15 protein-coding genes are annotated in these 23,724 nt (G+C 44.9%); 9 read left to right on the forward strand and 6 right to left on the reverse strand.

Annotation, left to right across the window (positions count from 1 at the left end; translation table 11 throughout):
• Nucleotides 1–780: an imidazole glycerol phosphate synthase subunit HisF gene (gene hisF, locus GX654_17965; protein ID NLD38751.1), complete on the forward strand. Its 780-nt coding sequence runs from the start codon at nucleotides 1–3 to the stop codon at nucleotides 778–780.
• Between the two features lie 234 nt (nucleotides 781–1,014).
• A complete protein-coding gene (locus tag GX654_17970; protein NLD38752.1) occupies nucleotides 1,015–1,380 on the forward strand; it encodes a response regulator in 366 nt (121 codons plus the stop codon).
• Nucleotides 1,381–1,404: 24 nt separating this feature from the next.
• On the opposite strand, the gene GX654_17975 is transcribed toward GX654_17970, so the two are convergent.
• The 3 genes from GX654_17975 to thrC are packed head-to-tail and all read right to left on the reverse strand — an operon-like array spanning nucleotide 1,405 to nucleotide 3,845.
• Nucleotides 1,405–1,878, reverse strand: a complete 474-nt coding sequence (locus tag GX654_17975; protein NLD38753.1) for a 23S rRNA (pseudouridine(1915)-N(3))-methyltransferase RlmH — start codon at nucleotides 1,876–1,878, stop codon at nucleotides 1,405–1,407.
• Nucleotides 1,875–2,342, reverse strand: coding sequence for a hypothetical protein (locus tag GX654_17980; protein NLD38754.1), 468 nt, complete (start codon nucleotides 2,340–2,342; stop codon nucleotides 1,875–1,877). The genes GX654_17975 and GX654_17980 overlap by 4 nt, the downstream gene beginning before the upstream one ends.
• Nucleotides 2,343–3,845, reverse strand: coding sequence for a threonine synthase (gene thrC / locus GX654_17985; protein NLD38755.1), 1,503 nt, complete (start codon nucleotides 3,843–3,845; stop codon nucleotides 2,343–2,345).
• A gap of 146 nt (nucleotides 3,846–3,991) precedes the next feature.
• Between thrC and GX654_17990 the strand changes: the two genes are divergently transcribed.
• Complete coding sequence (locus tag GX654_17990; GenBank protein NLD38756.1) at nucleotides 3,992–6,337, forward strand: ATP-dependent DNA helicase; 2,346 nt, start codon at nucleotides 3,992–3,994, stop codon at nucleotides 6,335–6,337.
• A 192-nt stretch (nucleotides 6,338–6,529) separates the two neighbouring features.
• Nucleotides 6,530–7,525 carry a KpsF/GutQ family sugar-phosphate isomerase gene (locus GX654_17995; protein NLD38757.1) on the forward strand — a complete coding sequence of 332 codons (996 nt, stop codon included), beginning with the start codon at nucleotides 6,530–6,532 and terminating at the stop codon, nucleotides 7,523–7,525.
• Nucleotides 7,526–7,721: 196 nt separating this feature from the next.
• On the opposite strand, the gene GX654_18000 is transcribed toward GX654_17995, so the two are convergent.
• On the reverse strand, nucleotides 7,722–8,462 hold the full coding sequence (locus tag GX654_18000) for an MBL fold metallo-hydrolase (protein NLD38758.1): 741 nt from the start codon (nucleotides 8,460–8,462) through the stop codon (nucleotides 7,722–7,724).
• Nucleotides 8,463–8,931: 469 nt separating this feature from the next.
• Between GX654_18000 and GX654_18005 the strand changes: the two genes are divergently transcribed.
• From GX654_18005 to GX654_18025, 5 genes are all read left to right on the forward strand, one after another.
• A complete protein-coding gene (locus GX654_18005) occupies nucleotides 8,932–10,158 on the forward strand; it encodes a multidrug effflux MFS transporter (protein NLD38759.1) in 1,227 nt (408 codons plus the stop codon).
• Nucleotides 10,159–10,182: 24 nt separating this feature from the next.
• On the forward strand, nucleotides 10,183–10,638 hold the full coding sequence (locus GX654_18010; GenBank protein NLD38760.1) for a hypothetical protein: 456 nt from the start codon (nucleotides 10,183–10,185) through the stop codon (nucleotides 10,636–10,638).
• Nucleotides 10,639–10,914: 276 nt separating this feature from the next.
• Nucleotides 10,915–11,112, forward strand: coding sequence for a hypothetical protein (locus tag GX654_18015; protein ID NLD38761.1), 198 nt, complete (start codon nucleotides 10,915–10,917; stop codon nucleotides 11,110–11,112).
• 65 nt (nucleotides 11,113–11,177) lie between these two features.
• Nucleotides 11,178–11,366, forward strand: a complete 189-nt coding sequence (locus GX654_18020; protein NLD38762.1) for a hypothetical protein — start codon at nucleotides 11,178–11,180, stop codon at nucleotides 11,364–11,366.
• Between the two features lie 59 nt (nucleotides 11,367–11,425).
• The gene (locus tag GX654_18025; GenBank protein ID NLD38763.1) at nucleotides 11,426–11,833 is read left to right on the forward strand and encodes a hypothetical protein; all 408 of its coding nucleotides are present in this window, start codon (nucleotides 11,426–11,428) and stop codon (nucleotides 11,831–11,833) included.
• A gap of 73 nt (nucleotides 11,834–11,906) precedes the next feature.
• Here GX654_18025 and GX654_18030 read toward each other — a convergent pair whose 3' ends face one another.
• Nucleotides 11,907–14,795 carry a PAS domain S-box protein gene (locus tag GX654_18030; GenBank protein NLD38764.1) on the reverse strand — a complete coding sequence of 963 codons (2,889 nt, stop codon included), beginning with the start codon at nucleotides 14,793–14,795 and terminating at the stop codon, nucleotides 11,907–11,909.
• A gap of 269 nt (nucleotides 14,796–15,064) precedes the next feature.
• Nucleotides 15,065–23,695 carry a filamentous hemagglutinin N-terminal domain-containing protein gene (locus GX654_18035; GenBank protein NLD38765.1) on the reverse strand — a complete coding sequence of 2,877 codons (8,631 nt, stop codon included), beginning with the start codon at nucleotides 23,693–23,695 and terminating at the stop codon, nucleotides 15,065–15,067.
• Nucleotides 23,696–23,724 lie beyond the last annotated feature (29 nt).

Raw genomic sequence — 23,724 nt, forward strand, 5'->3', positions numbered from 1 at the left:
ATGTTGAGTAAAAGGATAATCTCCTGCCTGGATGTAAAGGATGGAAGGCTTACAAAGGGTGTAAAATTCAAGGGCAATGTCGATATAGGTGATCCGGTAGAAACAGCCTACCAGTATTACCTGCACGGGGCTGATGAAATAGTCTTTTATGATATTACCGCCTCAAGTGAGGGCCGCGATATCATGATAGAGACAGTAAAAAAGGTGGCCGAAAAAATCTTTATACCCTTTTCAGTGGGAGGGGGTATAAAAACAGTTGAAGAGATGAGAAGAGTTCTGCTTGCAGGCGCTGAAAAGATCAGCGTTAATTCCGCTGCAGTGCAGAATCCTGAGATTATCTCACAGGGGGCTGATGCCTTTGGAAGTCAGTGTATCGTACTTGGAATGGATGTCAAAAAGGTGCCTGTCTCCGAAAATATCCCCAGCGGGTATGAGGTTGTCATAAACGGCGGCAGAAGACATATGGGACTTGATGCACTTCTCTGGGCAAAAAAAGGTGAAGGCCTTGGTGCCGGTGAAATATGCCTTAATTCCATAGATGCAGACGGTACGAAGGAGGGTTATGAGCTTGAGCTGAACAGTCTCATATCTTCAAATGTAGGCATCCCGGTAATTGCTTCGGGCGGCGCAGGCACCCCCGAACATATTTTTCAGGTGCTTGATGATGACAGGGCTGATGCGGCACTGATAGCATCCATGACCCATTTTAATGAGTATACAATAAGAGAAATAAAGGAATATCTCTCAGAGAGGGGAATAAAGGTCCGTATGAACTGGTGAACTGCCTATCTGACTGGAGGAAAGTATAAATTGGGGCAAGGGACTTAAGTAAATTGAGGACTTAACCTGCTTCCGGGTTGACCTTTTATTACAGGACAATGAAATTATTTGCATCATCCGGGAAAATATGGTAAAAATGCAGTACTTTTTAGATTCTCCTGTTTTCCAGATGTATAATTTAAACAGTCTGTTCTCATGTGATCCCATTATTACTGCTTTGTAAGGGAGGATTCGATGGCCAAGATACTGATAGTTGATGATGAAGAGCATATCCGCTTTCTCTACTCAGAAGAGCTGGCAGAGGCAGGCTATGAAATTACCACTGCTGACAGCGGGTATATGCTGCTGGAAAAGATAGAGTCTGAAAAACCTGACCTTGTTGTGCTTGATATAAAAATGGTGGACTATAACGGGCTTGATCTGCTTCAGGATATACGTAATAAATTTTATGAACTGCCTGTCATACTCTGTACAGCATACGATACATTCAAGGAAGACATGAAATCCATTGCCGCGGATTTTTATGTCATCAAATCCTTTGATCTGACAGAGCTTAAGAACAAGATAAAACTGGCCCTTGAGGCAAGTTCAGCCATATAAAAGATCGATAACGATCCTGTTTTTCTATTTATGGTATTTGTGCCTCTCCAATATTGTAAATGCCCTGTAAATCTGTTCAGTAAGGATCAGCCTGACCATCTCATGGGTAAGGGTCAATTCAGATAGAGAGAGAGTCTGATCAGCCCTTTTTTTAACATCTTCTGATAATCCCAGAGGGCCGCCTATTATAAAACAGACCTGGCCCCTGTTTTCATCAGACAGTTTCTTTATCAGAGAGGCAAACCCCTCGGAACTGTATTGCTTACCCCCTTTATCCAGGGCTATCAGGTAATCGCCATGTTCGATCTTTTCAATGATATGGTCACCCTCTTTGCGGATAACCTCCTCATCTGAGATGCCCCTGGTGATTTTTACAGGCCTCACCTCTGTCCATTTATAACTAACGAATCGTTTAAGGCGCTTAAGGTACTCCTCCTCCCCTTCCCTGATATATGATGCCCTTGTCCGGTCCACCATTATAAAATTGAACCTGATCACGATTGTTTCCTCTGTGTAATGGCCTTGACCAGATTGGATACTGCAAGCAGGATCTGTGACTGCACAAGCCTGTAATGGTAGGGAGACCTGCCATAGGGGTCTATTATCTCATCATCAGGGTGGTCAGGGGAGATATACTTGCCCAGCATTTCCATCTTTCCGGCTGATTCAGGCCATGTTTTTATTATATGGTTATAGTGGGTTCTATCCATGACAAGGATCATGTCCGCCCATTTTATATCTTCATAGGTTACAAGTTTAGAGGCATGCCCGGGCACAGGGATTTTTTTATCTATGAGGAATTTTACCATTTCAGGGTCTGCCGGCGTGCCCGGAAAGGCACCCGTACCGGCAGAGGAGATTTCCACACCCTTTATACTGTTTTTTCTGACCTCATCAAGCAGGATGGCCTTTGCCAGAAAGCTCCTGCTTATGTTACCGGTACATACAAAGAGGATATTCATCTATCTCTTTTCCAGTCCGAGAATACCGGCTATTTCAGTGCTCATACTGTCAACGAATTTATCCATCTCCTTTCCTGAAAGAGGCCTTCCAGGTGAAGGGAATATCTCAAGGGTAGAGGGTTTTACGAACATTGGGAAATTTTTCAGCTCCTGAACAGGTTTCACATTGAATTCAGGTTCAAATGAATCATTAAAATACTTTTCCTGAAAACTTAAAAATTTTAACATATGTGCAGTTGAATCAAGGATGCCTATCTCATCCTTTTTCACGATCCCGAGCTCCACTGCCCTTTTCATACCGGCCATGGATTCGCCTCCCTGGGTACAGACCACATTGCCGTTTCTGTTTGCCATGATCATTGAGTCCATTATCTCCTGCTCTTTTACCTGAACGACAAACACCTTTCTTTCAGGGGTTGCATTATTGTATGCATTTGCCACCTCTATTACCCTGGGCATTGAGACAGGGTTACCAATCATGGCGGCCTGTGCAACGCTGGCCTTTACATTCACAGCTTTAAACACCCTTTTATCAGGGTTCCCTTCCAGATAATATCTGTAGACCGGGTCAGCATGTTCTGACTGAACGCCTATTATCTTTGGAAGATTTTTTATAACGCCTGCTTTATAAAATTTTAAAAATCCGCTCATGACAGCCGTAATGTTTCCGGCATTACCAATAGGAAGGACAATCACCTTGTCACCCACCTCATAGTCAAATGCCTGGGCTATCTCATATGAGTATGATTCCTGCCCCAGTATGCGCCAACTGTTTTTGGAGTTAAGAAGCGCAACATGATAGTTCTCGGCAAGGGCCTCAACCACCTTCATGCAGTCGTCAAACACACCGGGGATCTCCAGCACCTTTGCGCCTGCGCCAAGTGGTTGTGCAAGCTGCTGCGGTGTGACCTTTCCCTGGGGCAGAATAACTGCTGATTTTAAGAATTCACCCATGTAGCTTGCATAAAGGGCAGCAGCAGCGGAAGTATCACCGGTGGATGCGCATATGGCAAGTATCTTGTCTACATTGTTCTTTGATGCAAAATAGTTAATATAACTCATGGCACAGGCCATGCCCCTGTCTTTAAAAGAGGCGCTGGGGTTGAGGCCGTCATCCTTGAAAAAAAAATTCCTGCCCACAATATCCCTGAGTCTGCTGTTTGCCTTTACTACAGGCGTGTGACCTTCTCCAAGGTATACTATTTTATCAAGCGGTATGACAGGCGCTATGAACTCATAAAACCTGAAGATGCCTTTAAGGGGCGGGTCACATATCATTGACCTGTAGTCAAATATCTTCCTCCACATCTCACCGCTTATCTCCTTGTAGCGGTCAAAGGAGGTATCCTCAAGCATTAGAACCGTGCCGCATTCAGGGCAGGTATAGAGCAGTTCGTCTATTCCAAAATGGTTATTGCATCCAAGGCACCTGTATGACATGGCGCCGTTTGGGGATGGCATTATATATTTTCGTATATCTTCTGGTAACTGGCTTATTTTCATATTAAAGTCCTTTTATTGAGATTAAAGCGGCATAATAGCCGAAAGACTTTTTTAATACAAGGGGTTGATTCTTTTTCGGGATATGAGATATTCCGAATCAGAAATCACCTATGATCCAGGATTTAAGGTCAGACAGAGGAAATCAATTGAAAAAAAAGATAAGTGTATCAGTAAGGAACCTTGTTGAATATTCATACAGGGGAGGAGACCTCTCCTTTGATACATTTGCGCAGATCAACCCGGTTGATGCAATACGCGCCCACCAGAAGATACAGAAATCAAGACCAGCCGAGTACACAGGTGAGGTTTCAATAAAAAGAGAATTTGAAACCGAGAACCATATCCTTGAGGTAACAGGCCGTATGGATGGCATATTCCGGTACACAGACCGGATAATAATTGAGGAGATAAAAACCACCACAAGAGGGCTGGAGTATTATGAGGAATTCACTAATCCCACCCACTGGGCCCAGCTTAAGATATACTGCTACATCTGGCTCATGCAGGAAGGGCTTAATGAGATATCAGGCCAGCTTACCTATTACCAGCTCGATTCAGGAAAACAAAAAGAGATCATAAATCTATTTAACCGGAAAGAGCTTGAAGACTTTTTTTGTAAGCTGATTTCCCATTATCTGAAGCGGATAACCGACCTTGAAAAATGGTGGGAGATTAGGAACAGTTCAATAAAGGCGCTTGAATTCCCATTTGCGAATTACAGGCCGGGCCAGAGGGAGATGGCAGTTGAGGTTTACAGGGCAATCCATCAGAAAAGGGAAATACTTATTCAGGCTGCAACCGGCATAGGGAAGACCATGTCAACCCTGTTTCCTGCAATCAAGGCCATGGCCGAAGGCCTTTCATCAAAGCTCTTTTATCTTACAGCAAGGAGCACCGGAAAGGATTCAGCCTGTGCAGCCATCAATGAAATGAGGGAAAAGGGGTTAAGGATCAAGACCCTTGTGATAACCACAAAGGACAAGATCTGTTTCAAGCCTGATGCAGCATGCTCTCCGGATGAGTGCGAATATGCAAAGGGATATTTTGACAGGGTTGATGAGGCAGAGGAGAGATTTTTTCATGAGGACGATTTCACAGGGGATGTTATTGCAAGAATAGCAGAAGAAAATAAGGTGTGCCCATTTGAGTTCAGCCTTGGTCTATCGCTCATAGCGGATGTCATCATATGCGATTATAATTATGTATTTGACCCGCGGGTGTACCTGAGAAGATTTTTTCTGGAGGAGGAAAACGACTTTATCCTTCTTGTGGATGAGGCCCATAATCTGGTGGACAGGTCACGTGAGATGTTTTCCGCTGAGATATTCAAACAGACCTTCCTCGATACGAGAAAGGAGATAAACAGGGAAGAACTGCCCGCTATTTATAAAAAGATAGGTGGCATAAATACAGCCCTCAATAAACTCAAGAAAAGGTGCGATGAAAATGGGAAAAAGTTGATTGTAGAGACAGATGCGCCCGTTTCCCTTGTGCCTTCCATAAGGGGCCTTATCAAGGAGTGTGAAGAGTGGTTTGCACTCAATATAGAGTCTCCATCAAAGGATACCATTCTTGATCTCTATTTTAATGTAAGGACATTTGCCAGGATACTCGAGGAATATGATGAAACCTACAGAACCATATTTGAGATCATGGATAAGGATTTCAGGGTAAAGCTCTTCTGCATAGACCCTTCAAAGAGGCTTGAGAGGACATTCAGCAAAAACAGGGCCGCTGTATTTTTTTCCGCTACCATGTCTCCTTCAGGCTATTTTAAAAGGCTCTTCGGCTGTGCGGCAAACACAAGAAACCTGGAGATAGCCTCGCCCTTTCCTCCCGAAAACCTCTGTCTTATTATTTACAGCGGTATCTCGACCCTGTTCAAAAACAGGGAGTCCACAAAGACGAACGCCGCAGCCCTTATTAACCCTGTTATTGATACACGAAAGGGAAATTATCTCCTCTTTTTTCCATCATATGCCTACATGCAGATGATCATCTCGCTTTTTGAGGCTGAAGATAAGGGTTTTGAGATCATTATCCAGAACCAGGGCATGACAGGGGAGGAGCGGGACAATTTTTTGAGTCGCTTTTCAGTCTGTAATGAAAACGCCCTTTTAGGTTTTGCTGTTATGGGGGGGATATTTGGGGAGGGGATTGATCTGGCTGGAGAAAGGCTTTCAGGGGCTGTAATTTATGGCGTAGGTCTACCAGGTATCTCGCCTGAAAGGGATATTATTCGTGATTATTTCAATGAGACAGATCAGGCAGGTTATGAATATGCATACCTTTACCCCGGTATAAACAGGGTGTTGCAGGCTGCTGGCAGGGTAATCCGCTCTGAAACAGACAGGGGTGTGGTGATCCTTGTGGATGAGAGGTACAGGGAGCACAGATACAAATCCCTTTTCCCTGTGAACTGGCAACCTGTAAAAGTAAAAACAAAGGAAGAACTGGAAAGAGCGCTGGAAAGATTCTGGATCGGGGAATAGCCTGTGTTGATCAAGAAAACAAAGGTAGCATGGATGTAGAGACACGGCATGCCTTGTCTCTGCATGTGTTATTGTAAGCAAACTACCCCTTTAAATTAAACCTTGTGAAGCGCAGGTTATCATGATAAAGATTTCATCCTGGTTGCACTTGATGTAACCTGTTGAAAACGGAGTATATTTTAGAAGGAAAAGATGGATACAATAATTGAACAGGCAAAAGATGTGCTGAAAATAGAGGCCCAGGGTATACTTGACCTTATAGACAAGGTTGGCCCTGAGTTTGAAAAGGCAGTACAGTTAATGGTAAAGTCAAAGGGAAGGGTGATAATTACAGGAATTGGTAAGTCAGGGCTGGTAGGCAGAAAGATATCGTCAACCCTGAGCAGCACAGGCACACCCTCCATTTTTATGCATCCGGCAGAGGCTCTTCATGGCGATCTGGGTATGGTAACAAGGGATGACGTTGTACTCGCCATATCAAACAGTGGACATACCCATGAGATAAACAAGATATTACCCATGATAAAAAAGGATATGGGTGCTAAGATAATATGTCTTACAGGCGATACTGAATCGCCAATGGCGCACATGAGCGATGTTGTTATAGATGTAAAGGTTGCAAGGGAGGCATGCCCTGAAACAATGGCGCCAACAACCAGCACAACAGCAGCAGTTGCTATGGGGGACGCAATGGCCGTTGTCCTGATGAAGATGAGGAGGTTCGGGCAAAAGGATTTTAAGCGGTTTCACCCTGGAGGAACTCTTGGTGAAAGGCTGGGCACAAAGGTGAAAGAGGTCATGTTCACAGGAGATAGTGTGCCAACAGTAAAAACAGGTACATCGGTTTATGATGCCATAGTTGAGATAGATTCAAAGAATATCGGTGTTACAGTAGTTGTGGATGAAGAGATGCGTGTTGCAGGCATACTGACTGATGGTGATTTGAGAAGGGCCTTAATGAGGCAGGAAAATATCTATTCTCTTACTGTGGATGAGATCATGACCCCTTCGCCCAGGTCAATCGATGAAAACATATCAGCCGCAGAGGCTTTAGGTATAATGGAGCTTTATCAGATAACACACCTTGTGATCATTGACCATGAAAAGCGGCTCAGGGGCATCCTGCACCTCCATGATATACTTGGAAAAGAAGAGTTTAGACTTAATGGAGGGTTAACCTCTACATAACAGACTGGCTCAAGGCTCAGGGCACAAGGTTCAAGGTCTTTCTTCCCTGTGCCTTGAGCCCCCTGTCCCACCGTGGCTTTTAGCGCCCGTCCGCCGCAGTAGCCTGCTATGGAGGATGGAAAGGCGGATTCTCTTCATGGTAAGTGTTTTTATTGCTTTTCCTTGCGCCCTGTGCCCTGAGCCTTTCGCCCCGTTTTTATTTCATCTTCCTTATCCTGACCTCTATCCCTTTTTCATCCTTCAATAGATCAATGAGCTTTGAGGTGTCTGTCTCTCCATAATGATATGGGTAGAGGATAGCTGGTTTCAATACCTTTGCCGCATCCGCAACCATTTCTGGTGTCATGGTATAGGGCAGGTTCATGGGCAGAAATGCAATATCAATGCCCTTTATCGCCTTCATTTCAGGTGTATTTTCAGTGTCACCAGCCACATATACCCTTTTGTCACCAAAAGTAATTACGTAACCATTGCCTACCCCCTTTGGGTGAAATGGATTATTTGCATCCCTTTTATGCACTATATTATAGGCCGGCACCGCCTCTATCTTCAAACCTGACAGGATTTTAACATCACCATTTTTCATTATGGTCCCTTCACCAAGCTGTTTATTACCTGCCTCATTTAAAATGATCTGTGTCCCATCCTTTTTGAGGGCTGCTATCGCCTTTTTATCAAGGTGATCATAGTGGTCATGGGTAACAAGTATTATATCTGCCTTGGGCATATCCTCATAATCCGTGAATTCGGTCCAGGGGTCCACATGAATGATCCTGCCATCGAACGAAAACATAAGGGTGCCATGACCGATAAATGTGATTTCCAGATTTCCCTGTGATGTCTTTATCGTATCCATCTCAAATCCTCCCTGCGCAAAGGTGTATAAGGGTAATAAAAGAAACAGAAAAAGGGTCATAATCCTAATAGCTTTTTTCATGATATGTCTCCGTTGTTAAACTTTAAAATCTACCCTGTCAGAATAGCCGCATAGAGCGACCCCATGACATATTACAATAAATGTATTATCTGTTGTATAACTAATTGAGGATTGAATAATAACCAAAATATCGGGTTTTGTCTATTTTTGATGATATCTTAAGCAATCTTTCTTTTAAAAAATAAGGAAGAAAAATTAACAGTGGAAATACTGGCAATTGTTCCCTGTTGACACCTTCCCGCGTATCACATATACTCCTGCCCGGTATTTTGAGTTTTATTAATAATTTAGAGTAAATAACAACCGATAAAGAGTATCATTTCTATAAAGGGTGTTTCCATATTAAGAGTTTTTGTTTTACATCTTTATTTTTATGCTAACCCGCTGTTAATGCATTATCAAAAAAATAAATACAGATACTCCGGCAGCACTTTTAATAACAGGTCGGCTTGTTTTTTCGGAGTTAAATATGAGTAATGAAAATATATCCATTAATCAGAATGAGATAAATTCAGGACAGTTGAGTGTTGGTGTCATGATGGTATTTGTATCGATACTCACTGCCTTTCCCATGATGGCCACAGATATGTATATGCCTGCCCTTCCCTCTATCAAAGATCAATTGAACACCACCATTGAGCTGGTTAACCTCACAATGTCAGGGTTCTTTTTTGTCATCAGTATCAGCGGGCTGTTTTTCGGTTCCCTGTCTGACAGGTTCGGCCGTAAACCCGTTATTATGGTATCTCTTACACTCTATGTAGCCGCAAGTGCTGCCTGTGCAATCAGTACAACAATATATTTTCTGATTATCTCAAGGCTCTTTCAGGCAATAGGCTGCGCAGGGGGCATGGCAGTTTCAACTGCAATCATTAAGGACTTTTTCCCGCCTGAAAAAAAGGAAAAGGCCTTTGCCATTATAGGGGCATTAACAGGGTTTGTGCCTGTAACAGCCCCTATACTTGGCGCATGGATACTGAAATTCACCTCATGGCGGGGGGCATTTGTAGTGCTCGCTTTTCTGGGGGTTATCACCCTGATTTTCGGCCTTTTCTACAAAGAGACCAATACTGATCTATCAAAAGACAGCATCCCGGCCTCGCTTGGGAAGCTGTTTGTTGTGCTTTTTAACCCATCCTTTGCAAGACTTGTTTTATTGTTCTCATTTGCCCCGCTGGGTATGATGGCATTTGTAGGCATATCATCCTTTATCTTTCAGCAGACATTCGGTTTAAGCGAGCAGGCATACAGCTACTATTTTGCAACCAATGCAGCAATAAGCGTTCTTGTTGCCATAGCATATATACGCATTTCTCAGTTCATAAAGCCGCTTACAATTATTACAGGGAGTTTTGCATTGAGTATTGCAAGCGGTATACTCACCATACTTTTTGGCGGGTTACACCCAATGCTGTTCCTTGGATCAATAGCTGTGGGCAGCGCTGCGTTTGCGCTTCAGAGACCTCCATCAATGAATCTTCTGATTGAACAGCAGGATAAAAATACCGGCTCTGCCTCATCCCTTATGTTCTGCTTCATGGGTACCCTGGGCAGTATCGGCCTTGTGATTATCTCCATGGACTGGAGCAACCGGATTGTAGTGCTTGGTGTTATCAATATGCTGCTTGGCATCATGAGTTTATTCTTCTGGTTATATACAAAAAATAGGTGTAAAATCCCTAAAAACATGAGGTAAAATACTTTATACGGGGCGTCAGCAATGAAAAACCTGTTAGAAAACCGGATGGTCAGTAAGATAATAAGTTTTTTAATCAGCATAACAATAGTGCTTATTATTTTTGTAGGTATTGTGGGGATACTTTTCCCCATGATACTTGAGGCAAGGTTTGAACATGTGAAGATCATATCTCTTGTTTCCACCCTTATAGGCGCCCTGATTATATTGATTTCAAGACGCTTTAGAATTATGCGTTTTATTTCGTTTGTAAAAAAGCCGGGTGATTTTGATTTTAAGGTTTATGATTACATAGGGTCTGTGATTATAGGCGCAACTTTTCTTGTCGGCGGGATTACCTATATGCGCACAAAAAACCCTGTCCTGTTTTTTGTCCCCTTTATTGCCGGGTTTGCCATAATAAGGATACTTATTTTTTATGTAAACAGAAAAGCAAAGGCAAAGGCCCGGAAATCTGCTCGTCTGACTACCAATACATAGCGTTAAAATATTAACAATTGACAAAATCAACGCGTTATTTTATTACAATTTTCATAATAAATCGAGATAGTTATTTTGCTGATATTAAATTAAGGTATATAAAGTAAAACATGGATCGTTTTGCATCAACTATACTTAATGCATGGCTTGGGAGTCACAACCGGAAACCCCTGGTAATTCGTGGGGCGCGTCAGACAGGAAAGACATGACTGGTACGTGCTTTTGCAGAACATAATAACCTTCGCTTAATCCAATGAAAAATTTTTCAAGGCGCCCATGCTTGATGTCGGCCTGATTTCTGCACAGCTTGGTTTGTCATCGGTAAAACCAGTACAGACAAAGGATTTGATTTTTACCAATAAGGGTGGGATAGCTGAACAGTTTGTAGGACAGCAGTTGAGGTCTGTCCAGGCAGTTTCAACTGATCCTCAACTTTTTACTGGCAGAGGACAGGGGGAAGACTTGGTGAAATAGATTATATTATTCAACATGCTGACAAAATAATTCCGGTAGAGGTTAAATCAGGAACAGCAGGATGCATGAAATCACTTCATCAATTTATGGCAGAAAAAAATCTTGAGCTTGCTGTAAGAATAGACTCTAATACCCCAAGGGTTGAAGATGTTGGTCTGAAAACAACTTCAGGGCAACCGGTAAAGTACCGCCTGCTTTCAATCCCTTTATACTTAACAGGCCGAATCAGTGAACTGATTGATGAAATACTTTAAAAATAAATAGTATACAGGCAGGTTATCAATTAATAATAGTAAAGGGAGGCTTGAATAGAATGGCCGAATCAAAATACAGGAAATACATTCTTGAGACACCTAAAGGAAAGCTCCATACCGGAGAGCTGTTTGATGGATTTCTTGCGAGCCCTGACAAACTGGGGGTTGACTGCCAGATATTATACTCTGTCATAACAGAGGCCGACCAGGAAGGGGATGAAACAGAGCCACATACTCATGATTTCTCGCATGTTATGTGTTTTTTTGGTAGCAACCCGAATGACAAGTATGAATTTGACGCAGATATTGTTTTTTTTATGGAGGGCGAGCCTCAGATAATAAACAAACCCTCAATAGTGACTGTCCCGGCCGGGTTGTCCCACTGCCCGCTTGTTTTTAAAAGGGTTGGTAAGCCTGTTACCTGGATTGAGGTGATGCTTACATCAAGTTATGGCAGGGTGAAATAAGTGAGGTTTATGCCTATTTATTATGCTATCTGTTATTAATGAAATTAGAAAGGGGTGTGTATGAAACCAGATATCATTCATCTCTCTGTTCCAGTGCAGCGCGCACATTTTCTGCCAGCGATTTTATTGAATAGGGCTTCTGGATAAAAAAGACACCCTCCTCCAGAATGCCACGATGGGTAATGATATCGGCAGTGTAGCCTGACATAAACAGCTTTTTTATCCCGGGGCGCAGGTTTGCCAGATGTTCTGAAAGATCACGTCCGGTCATTCCTGGCATGATAACATCAACGAGAAGCAGATCTATCTTTCCATCATAATTTTGAGCAAGACGTATGGCTTCATCGGGTGAGTTGACTGCAATTACATGGTAACCAAGCCGTTCAAGCATATCTTTGGTCAGATCCAGAACGGTTTTCTCATCCTCAACAACAAGGATGGTTTCAGCACCGCCTGTAACTGGTTTATTCTCTGTTTCAATCGCTCCGGGGGTTTCGGAGCCCTGGTATCTGGGCAGATATATTTTAAAGGTTGTGCCCCTGCCGGGTTCACTATATACGCTTATAAAGCCATCATTCTGTTTTACAATACCGTAAACGGTTGCCAGCCCCAGCCCGGTCCCCTTGCCATCGGTCTTTGTAGTAAAGAAGGGCTCAAAAAGATGTTCACGTATATCATGCTCCATTCCACACCCGTCATCACTGAAGGTAATCATTACATAATCACCCGGCATACTGCCCGGATGCTGACGGCAGTAATCTTCATCAAGGACGATGTTTTCGAGGGAGATGGTTATTTTACCATGTTTTTCAATGGCATCGCGTGCGTTAACAGCAAGGTTAGCCAGAATCTGGTCAATCTGGGCAGGATCAATTCTAACAGGCCACAGGTTATGCCCGGTGTTCCATTCCAGCTCGATATCTTCACCAATAAGCCTTTGGAGCATGGTTAACATATTTCCGAGAGTAATGTTTAAATCCAGGACCCTGGGCGCTATGGTCTGCTTGCGGGCAAATGCTAGGAGCTGCCTTGTAAGGGCAGAGGATCTGAGTGAGGCCTTATAGATTTCGCTCAGGTGTCTGTAAACAGGGGCAGAGGGATCAAGACTGTCCATGGCAAGCTGCGCATGACCGCTTATAACATTAAGCATATTATTAAAATCATGGGCCACTCCGCCTGCCAGTCTTCCTACAGATTCCATTTTTTGGATCTGTAGAACCTGATCCTGAAGCCTTTCCTTTTCTTTCTGCAGCTCCAGGTATCCGGTGATATCCCGCGATACTGAAACATAATTTACTATATCCCCTGCATCATTAAAAACGGGCGAGACAGTTGCTACCTCGGTGTAAGGAGCGCCATCTTTCCTGCGGTCTTCGAGTCGTCCGCCCCATGGCTTTCCACTTTCAAGGGTAGCCCAGAATTCTTTGTTATAAGTATTGTTTTCATTAAGATCAGAATCAAGTCTGCGACCAATCACCTCTTCACGTGTTCTGCCGGTTACTTTTTCATAGGCGGGATTAACATAACGTACAACCCTCCCTTTATCTATAATAACCACGCACTCGCCGGACTGCTCAATGGCCGATACCAGCCGGTCATTATCCGCCTCAGCCAGTTTTCGTTCAGTAATATCATTTATAAGGACGAAAATTCCCTCAGGTATCGGATGAACACTGGTTTCATACCATTTTACAGTGCCGTCTGGTAGCTGTGCTGAACCTTCAACATGCTGTGCAATACGCTCAACCATACAGGTGGTAAAGGCTTCAAAGGTTTTTGATTTTTCAAAGCCGGGATATGCCTCCATCAGTGTGCGCCCTAATAGCTCTTCTTTTGTGCGCCCGCTGTGTTTAAGCGCCATGGCATTCAGATATATAAGTTGCCAGTTAAAATCAATTATCTGGCATCCTTCCATGATACCATCAAGGGCATTTCGATATCGCTCCTCAGTCTTTCTCCGGGCAGCCTCCATCTCAAACAGGGTGCGGTAATGGGCCTTTTCATTTCTCTGCCAGAATATCCCAAGGATCAAAAAAATCAGCCCGACAAGAAATAAAAAAGAGATTAATACTGGGATATACTCCCTTATTAAACCTGAATATATTTCACTTTTATCTATTTTAACAATTAGCATCCATGATGTATCAGGCACGGAATTAGCGACTGCAATAACCTCTTCACCCCGATAATCTTTCCCCTGTATTACGCCATTCAACCCCTGTATAGCCTGAGATTCAATACTACCCTGGTCCAGCGGGATGTTTAATGAAAGGGCTGTACCCTTTTTATGACGTGCCTCGTTTAGGAAAAGTACAGAATCATTTTCACGGCGGATGAGCAGGCTTTCGGCTGTGCTGCTGTATCCGGGCCAGAAATTAATAATGGGGTCAAGAACACGTGACGATTCATACTCAAAAATAAAGGCTGAGTTCGGGACGCGGGAAGTGCCTTTGCCCGCATAAAAGGGCATTACAAGGTCATAATGAGGGTTTATATTGTCAGCAGGGATGTACAGGTCTGTCATCACGGCTTTCCCTGTCCTGAAGGATTCATGCAGGGCCTTCCGGGATGTTTCAGACAATCCAGCCTGATTATCCTTTAATGACAAGAAAATTTTCCCATCAACATCAACGTAAAGGGCATCTGAATAGAAATATGACTGCTGCGCTACTCGCGACCTGGTCATTATTTCATCAATATCCTCTTCCCTGGGGCCACCATCCCATCGCTCAGCGAGTTTGACATAGTAAGGGCTTTCCATCATCATGATGGTTTCACGCAGCATCACATTACGCCAATCAGTGAGTCGGTTTATTGTCAGTTGAATAATGGATTCAAGTCGGGCAGTAGTATCGTTTAGATAACGCTGTTGTGCAGCTTTGTAATACCAGATACAGCTTGCGAGGAGTATTATGGCCACCAGCACAAGGACTATCCTCAGCCGACGAGGGAATATTTCCATTTAACCTCCATCTAAAATCTATATACATTCAGATTTTTCTGTCAGCATTACCAGCGATGAATCATAATTTTAAATAAAATATAGGGGGATCAATATATTATGTCAATTTAAATCCATTTCATTGTCTGTAAAAATAGCATGAGAATTTATGGGTTTACTAAAGAAAACTCGCATATCGTATCCTCAATAGCGGTGATAATTTTGTATTATACTAGCGGAACATATGTCCCCCGTTCCTATGGAAACCACAGGAACGGGTGACAAAAGCCTTATATTGCATGAGGCCTTTTTACTATTACTACTCCCCTGATATTATCCGACTTTTCCTTTATCTCTTTCTCAACTACAGCAATACCCATAAGGATAATCTTTTCGATATCCACACCACCATGAGATGAAGAGAAGCTGATCACCATATATCCCTCATCAGTAATACCAGCGGTATACTGAACAGACATTCCATCCTGCAGGTTAAGTGTAAAGGGATATTGCTTTTCAGGCATCCTGTATCTGGTAAGCACTTCCATTTCCACACTGTTATTTGGGGCAGCCGATAACGCCTGATTATCCTTGCTTATTGTGTAGTTATTGATCCAGACCGGGTCAGCGGGCCCAATCTGCTCAAAAACAGGCATTGAATTAATGATGGTTTTTATTTCGCCAGATGAAGCTCCTCCGCTATTCATGATGCTCCCGCCTTCTGGACCAGGCATAAAGCTTATTATTGTGCTTCCACTTTCTGATGAGAGTGAAAATGCACCGGTTTCTGTAATGTTAAGGGACATAACCTCAAATCCGGCATAACCGGCCATTGCCGAACTGCCTGCTCCCGGCCCCAGCAAAGAGGTAAAGGAACCTCCTGATATAGAGGCGTGATCCTGGCCGGTACTGTTAATGCCGTTTTGTCTGTCTCTCGAAACCATGTCAATTTCCACATTCGTTTCACTGATAATTGCAAGTTGACCGCTTAAAAAGTTAATATCATAGTTATTCGAGGTCAGACCAAAAGGCTCGATATCATACAGGCCGGGATTAACTGCCCCCTGACTTGTCCCGCCATATTCAAGTATTCCATTCAGTATAGCATTTGTCTCATTATTGACAAAACCGGTATATGTTACTCCGTTACCTCCGCTGTATGTAACATTATTGAAAACCCTGGTATCATCACTGGCAGTTACAGTCAGCAGGGCAGGTGCAATATTAGCAGTGGTCGTAGATGTGGTATTTTGCAGGTTGTAGTTTGCTGAATCGATTCCTGAAAGGTTGATATCTGTTACATCTATGGTTTTTCCAATCCCTGCATCTTTGTCTGTAAAAGCTGCACTCTGGATAAAGTTTACAATATCGCCCGCTATAACATCAGCAGAATAGGCTGCTACCTGGGCATTTGTAGTACCATCATACACCTTGTCTATTCCGGTGTAGGTGGCGGTCAATGATTTTTGTGTAATGTTTGCAGTAGTGGTTGCCTGATCAGTTATTGAGTAGTTACCTAAATCTGTTCCGCCATAACTGCTGGTAAGTGTAACAGTCTTTCCGGTTCCTACGTTTTTGTTATCAAACAGACCTGAAGCAGAGACAGTCACCGTGTCTCCTGCCAGCCATCCTGATGCGCCGGTGGTGTCTACTGTTGCTGTGGTATTTGCGTCATAGACCTTGTTTGCAGCAGTAATACCTGAGATATTTATTGCCCTCTGGGTTATGTTAGCTGTTGTTGTGGCCTGATCAGTAATAGAGTAGTTTCCTGCGTCCGCTCCACCATAACTGCTTGTCAGGTTAATTGTCTTTCCTGCACCCACGTCTTTATTATCAAACAGGCCGGATGCGGAGACAGTCACTGTGTCTCCTGCCAGCCAGCCTGCTGCACTGGTGGTATCTACTGTTGCAGTGGTATTTGCATCATAGACCTTGTTTGCGGCTGTAATACCTGAGATATTTATTGCCCTCTGGGTTATGTTAGCTGTTGTTGTGGCCTGATCTGTAATAGAGTAGTTACCCGTGTCCGCTCCACCATAACTGCTTGTCAGGTTAATTGTCTTTCCTGCACCCACGTCTTTATTATCAAACAGGCCGGATGCAGAGACAGTCACAGTGTCCCCTGCCAGCCACCCTGCTGCGCCGGTAGTGTCAACTGTTGCTGTTCTATTTGCATCATAGACCTTGTTTTCGGCGGTAATACCGGAAATGGTGATTGCCCTCTGGGTTATGTTTGCTGTTGTGGTTGCCTGATCAGTAATAGAGTAGTTACCCGAATCTGCCCCGCCATATGTGCTGGTCAGGGTAACAGTCTTACCTGTTCCCACATTTTTATTATCAAACAGACCTGATGCAGAGACAGTCACAGTGTCCCCTGCCAGCCACCCTGTTGCGCCGGTAGTGTCAACTGTTGCTGTTCTATTTGCATCATAGACCTTGTTTGCAGCAGTAATACCTGAGATATTTATTGGCCTCTGGGTTATGTCTGCTGTTGTGGTTGCCTGATTAGTAATAGAGTAGTTTCCTAAATCTGTTCCGCCATAACTACTGGTAAGTGTAACAGTCTTTCCTGTACCCACGTTTTTGTTATCAAACAGACCGGATGCAGAGACAGTCACTGTATCTCCGACTATCCAGCCTGCTGCACCGGTAGTGTCTACAGTTGCTGTGGTATTGGTATCATAGACCTTGTTCGTAGCGGTAATACCGGAAATGGTGATTGCCCTCTGGGTTATGTCTGCTGTTGTGGTTGCCTGATTAGTAATAGAGTAGTTACCCGCGTCCGCTCCACCATAACTGCTTGTCAGGTTAACTGTCTTTCCTGTCCCTACGTCTTTATTTTCAAACAGACCGGAAGCAGAGACAGTCACTGCGTCACCTGCCAGCCAGCCTGCTGCGCTGGTGGTGTCTACTGTTGCTGTGGTATTGGCGTCATAGACCTTGTTTGCGGCTGTTATACCTGAGATGGTGATTAGCCTTTGGGTTATATTAGCTGTTGTGGTTGCTTGATCAGTAATGGAGTAGTTCCCTAAATCACCACCGCCATAGCTGCTTGTAAGGTTTACTGTCTTGCCTGTACCAACGTTTTTATTATCAAACAGACCTGATGCAGAGACAGTAACTGTATCCCCTGCCAGCCAGCCTGCTGCGCCAGTGGTATCTACTGTTGCTGTGGTATTTGCATCATAGACCTTGTTCGTAGCGGTAATACCTGAGATAGTTATTGACCTCTGATTAACCGTCAGTTCATCAGTGCTTCCGGCATTGTCTGAAAAGCCATAGCCGAGGCTGTTGGTGAGTCCACTGCTGTAAATAATGTCGTGAGTTCCGACGGTTGCATAGCCCGCGGTTGATAAGGTACCGCTCAATGTCCATGTCACGGTTCCAGATGTACTAGTGGAACTGTCGCCGTTCAAGTAACCGGAGTGGGTATAGACGCTGCCAGGACCTGATCCATAGGTGACCGTCTGTCCGCTGCTCGGGGTGACAGTAATGATGGGTTGTTCACGGTATATGGCATTGAGCCCAGTGTTAAGAGCTGTCCAGCCGCCTGATGAAAAGTCTGTAGTTTCATCTGCGTTATACCTGAATCTGCCGCTTCCTGAACCCACAAGTGCTGCAAGGCCGGTGCTGTCAGAAACATCCCCTGAATAAAGTTTTGCAGTGCCTCCCGCTCCAAAGTTTATTGAGCCGCCACTGATGAGGATATTTCCGCCGGTTGATGTGCCTGCTGCTGTATTTTTACCTGCATTGAGCGAGATGGCGTCGGCTGTGGCATTAGTTGTGGTAACCACACTGGTCAGTGAAAGGTCGCCGGTTAATGTTGCGATATCAATTTCTCCATCCACATTAATTGAACTGAGTGTCATCGTGTTACTGTCAATAATCGAAACATTATTTCCAGATGTGACTGACACTGCGCCATTAAAGTTATTACCGACATTGCTGAGAGTAATGTTGTTTGCACTGCCCGCTGTGATAGCTGTGTTACCAATAATGTTAAGCGCGGCGGTCTGAGAGACTGCGCCGTTTCCGGTCAGGGTCAGATTTTCATTTGCAGTCACAGCTCCATTGATTGCGATGTTGGAATTGTTAATTAGTGTGATGTTGTCATTAAAAGTAGTCGCGCTGCCAACTGTGGTAGCACCGGATGTTGCATTGCCGATAGTGATGTCTGAAAACCCGTTCGTAAAATTGGTGAAAAAATAACTGGAGGCAATGTCCAGGGTGTTGGCACCGGTAGTGCCGATATTAATCGCTCGGCCTGCGGTGTAAGGTTCGATGGCCAGGGTTCCGTTGCCGGAGAGTGTAGTGCCATTTTGAATGCTGAGAGTATTGGCCGTGATCGATATATCGCCAGTTCCAGCATTAATACTTTTATTGTTGCTTCCGGTATAAAGTTCTACGTTGTTTGGCGAAACCATCGTGATATCACCACCACTCGTCGAGGCATTAAGTGAGACACTGATACCCTTGCTTGTATCTGCTGTGTTCTCACCATAAAAGCTTATGCCTCCTGGCCCGGATGTTATTCGGGTATATCGATTATTTAATTGTGAGCTGTTAAGACCGCTTCTTCCAGATGCGCTACTTATGCCACTCATGCTAATAGTGTTCGCATTGATATCTAAATAACTGCCTTCAGCTACACCGGCAATCCATGCGGATAATTCAATGGCATTATATGAGGAGGATTCACCTATCATAGTCAGGGTACCGCTTCCGGCATCTAATACTCCGCTATGAGAGTAGTTTATCCCCATTCCAACACCACCACCCGAAGATTTGCCTTTTATAAAGATATCTCCGCCATCAGACAAGATGGTTGTTCCAGCAGTTGCAGCACCATTCAATCTACCGATACTGACTCCGCTTATATCTGATGTGGCCGAAGTCGCAAACCCATCAGGTCTGCCATCGCTATTGCCATCTGCCCCACCAGCCATCACAATATCACCGCCGTTGGTATCAATTGCGCTGCCATCGTAAAGGAAGATGTAACCATCGTTATTAGCATCCGCATCCGCCCACAGTGTCAGATGCGCAGTCTGGTCCATGCCGCCTGTGACGGTTGCCTCGCTGTTGGTCGTGATATTTCCGGCTGTCTTCAACGTCAGCGGATCGTTGTAAGTCAGCGCTGTGTTGCCGATGTTTATATTGCCGGCATTGGCGCTGCCAATGGTGATGCTGGAAAAGCCATTCGTAAAGTTGGTAGAGAAGTAACTTGCAGGAAGGCTTAAAGTCCCTGTGCCGCCTGCAATACCGATTGTGTTTAATGCGGTGTATGGTTGAATTAGGAGCTTACCGGCGCTTGACAGGGCAAAAGACCCGCCCAAATCCGCTGTGTCGCCGGTGAGCGTAATATCACTCGTGGAGGCCGTCACATCTGTTCCTGCCTTATAGCCTATGGTAAAGCTATCCCCGCCATAAAAACTCTTTTGATCTGAGGTGTTTGTAACCACCCCTGTAAAATTTATTGGGCCGCTGTTGGCTAGCACGTTAGCATTATTCATCTGAAAACCCGGGCTGTAGGGGGCAGTACCACCCTTCCCAATAAGAGTAATGCCTCCCCCGCCTGTTGACTGAATAGTCCCATTTATTGGCATATTGATACCAATAGCCGCTGAATCGGGACTTACAGCTGAAGATGCATCACCTGTAATAGTAATAGCGTCTGCTCCTGCATTTGTTGATTTGATGTTTACAGCCGCCGCCATAGAAACCGCCTGTGAATTCAGGCCTTCGCCACTTCCTCTTGATATTCCATCAATAACTATTTTACCAGTTCCCGCATCGATTGTGCCGCCTCTAAAATAGACACCTGCGGCAAAATTGCTGGGTGCATCATAACCTTTTCCATAAAGATTAATATTGCCGCCTGATGAGGTCAGGTTGGTCGCATTTGACATCTCTATGCCACCCCGATATGACCATTCGCCACCTATATATGTGCCATCACTAACTGCATAACCGTTTCCAACTGTCAGTAAGCCAGCCCCTTCGTATGGTGTCCATTGTGCGGTGCCTGAACCGCCACCCATCCATATGCCTCCCCCATTTGTAGAAATGCTGTTTGTCCCAGCAAAATAAATGTGACCGCTGTCAGAACCATCACTGTCAGACCACATAATGGTGTTAAGCCTACCAGACGATGAACTTATTAAACTGCCGGATTCCATAATAATGCTGCGGGTTGTTTTGATAGTTAAATCTGCATCTGCCCCTGTTGCGTTGGTTATGCTCTTTCCTGTAGCCAAGGTAAAATCGACATTAGCATTGGTCTGGGTCAGTGTTGTCGAGGCTGAGCCGAGTGTAACGTTGCCATTGTAGGTTTGCAGACCTTCTGTTGTGACCGCGCCGCCGTTGATGGCAATACCTGATGTAGATGTGACATCCAGGGACGCCAGTGCCTTGCTTGTACCCACAGCCCCGGAGAATGTGACCGTACCAGCGCCTGCATTGATCGTTAGAGGTGAAGCTGCCTGATTGGTTTCTTTGACATAGTAGCTGAGAGTCTGCGGCGTGTTGATAGTGTAAGAAGGTCCGCCAGTCAAGTCATTCCACTGTCCTTGGGTACCTGTAAATTGCAGTACTGACTCATATTCCAGTGCGTAGTCGGTGTTCCCTGCTCCGCTGACATAGTTGTTCGGTTCGCTACTGCTCCAGTTCGAAAAATATCCGCTGATGACGTTACCAATCCCATTACCGGTCTGGATGAAGAAGGTTGTTCCTGCGCCGCTGTTTGCTGTGCCTTCAGGACCAGTAACCCATCGCCACTGGTTGTCAGTTCCGATGCCGGTTACGCGTCGCGCTCCCAGCCAGGATTCCTGGTAGTTTACAGCTCTGCTTGCTATGGAATTTTCAAGTCTGGAGGTTATTGTTGCGAGATAAGTTGAACCTACAGCGTTTCCAGCTCCGCTCTGAGAATTACTGAGCGCATTGCTCCAGGTGCCTGAGTAGGTTACGCCGGTGTAGCTGTTGGCGGAGTTGAGCAGCCCATAGAAACGGATATTACCGCCACTGGAGTTAACTGACAGGCCATTGGTGTTGGCGATGAGCATCTCTCCCCTGATATCAACAGCGCCACCATTAGTAGAGATTGTCTGGGGAGCGCTGCCGCCGACAAAGACATCACCACCCACCAGGGTGGAAACGCCACCTATGGTGGCTGTGCGGCCGGTACCGAAGCTCAGGTTGCCACCATTTGTATTGATATCAGAGTTTAATATTATAATACCTGCTCCATCACCAACACCATTGTTGTTGTCAGCATCTAGCACCAAATTCAGTTTACCAGTGCCTCCGGTGTTGCTGATTGCCTGATCAACCACAATTGAATTGGCTGCGTTAAGAGTCAGCGTTACGTTCGTATCACCGCTGGCTTTTGTGATGGCATTACTGACAGTGATATCGCCAATGCTGCTCCCTGTAGTTCCTGTGGTGATGGTAACATCTGTCCCGCCCTGTAATGAAACCGCTATATCTGTGGCCAGAATAGTTGAATCGGCACCAGGAACAAAGGTGCTGCTGTAGGCGGTTCCGCTGATTGATCCACCGATAATGATATTCCATGGATCAAGCAGCCACTCGCCATTTTTGCCATTCGCGGCTGATGCATCAGCCTTTACTCCTGCCACATCCAGCCAGTGCCCTGATGTTTCTATCCGCCCGCCATTGCCGCCGTTTGGGCCACCCTTGGCCTCAAATGCGCCATAGGCGCGGGTGACAGAATTCGGGTTAAGTACATCCGACCATGCAACCACTGTTCCGCCATCACCCTTATCTGTTGCATTGGCCTCAAGCAAGGCCCCCTGCTCAATAACTGTGCCCTCTGCCTGATGAATAGTTGGATCGCTCCCCTGCCAACTGCCGCCTACAAGCACATCACCACCGCCGGTTATGCCAGATGCATTAAGGTGCGCGCCTGATTCAACAAGCACCCTCTCTCCGGTAACTGTTATATTTCCGCCTGCCCCTGCATCAGATGATGCATTAAGTGCGCCTGATATTGTGGCCTGACCACCCTCTGCAAAAAGAAATATCCTTCCGCCCTGTTCAGTTACCCCTTGAGCTTCTACAATACCACTATTGTTAATAACTGACCCTGTAAGATCATCAGCCGCCTTTGCAGTCATTATAACTGTGCCGCCCTTTGCTTGAATCAGCCCTCTATTTTCTATCTGCGCATCTATAGCGCCCTTATCAACTGTAAATGTAACAAGGCCGTCACCTGCAAAGTCAAGATTCACCCTGTCACCGGCAGCAAAAAGGGCAGAGCCTTTATCAGCAGAAATAAGGCCGGTGTTTTTTATTTCAGGGGCAATAAATGCCAGGTAGCCGCCATTTAAGGCGCTGATATTGCCATCATTTCGTATTGCGCCTGCATCTCCGCTGCTCTCAAAACTATATTTTCCCTTAAGAAAATCCTCATCAGAGATATTCAGCGAAGAGGCAACAAGGCCACCCACATCCACCCGGGCTGTGGGGCCGAAATATATGCCTGAAGGGTTAAGAAGAAAAACCTGACCGTTTGAGCTCAGTCTTCCAAAAATCTGCGAGGGGTTCTGGTCATGAATACGGTTAAGCGCAACACTGGATGAGCCGGGCTGCATAAAATCAACGGAGGCATCCTGGCCTATATTGAATGTGTCCCATTCAGCGCTCATTTTATCTGTATACTGGTTTACAGTCATTGAACTTCCGTTTTGGGAAATATCTGCCTGACCTGATGTAACATATCCACCAGAGGGCAATTCTCCCGGATCAATGGCCCATAAACTGCCTCCTGCTGTGAGAAGTGCAATGAGGAGAATTGAGCCCGACACCAATGGACGTCGGAACCATCCGGATGCCGCCATCTCAGAAACTGAAATCCACATCTTCTTTGTTTTTGACCACACAAGTTGATATATTTTATTCATGGGGTATAACCTCTTATTAAATATCTCTA

The organism is Desulfatiglans sp. (genome assembly GCA_012513605.1).
Classification (GTDB): Bacteria; Desulfobacterota; DSM-4660; order Desulfatiglandales; family HGW-15; genus JAAZBV01.